General features: G+C 37.4%; 1 protein-coding gene. It reads right to left on the bottom strand.

The annotated features are described in order from the left end of the window. Positions 1–63 precede the first annotated feature (63 nt). On the bottom strand, positions 64–257 hold a 194-nt coding region (gene rbfA, locus AOA61_RS02535; protein ID WP_099601081.1), incomplete at its 5' end, for a 30S ribosome-binding factor RbfA.

Here is a 257-nt window from a genome sequence, read left to right as displayed (position 1 = left end):
CATTTACACTATGTATTTTTTCAAAAAAAAGGGATGGATATAATCATCCACCCCACTCATCACTTAATGATCTTCGTTCAATTTTCTTAGAAGCTCCTCAATTCGATTTCCACGTTCAATACTTTCATCGAACTTAAATTCGAGCTCAGGTGTTTTACGCAACTGGATCCGTTTACCGATTTCAGAACGCACAAACCCTTTCGCTTTCCTTAAACCTTCAAGTGTTTTAGAACGTTGGTCGTATTCTCCATATACTG

Origin of the sequence: Pseudomonas sp. 2995-1 (genome assembly GCF_002742505.1) — a bacterium.
Classification (GTDB): Bacteria; Pseudomonadota; Gammaproteobacteria; order Pseudomonadales; family Pseudomonadaceae; genus Aquipseudomonas; species Aquipseudomonas sivasensis.
This window is presented reverse-complemented; position numbering and strand designations above follow the sequence as displayed.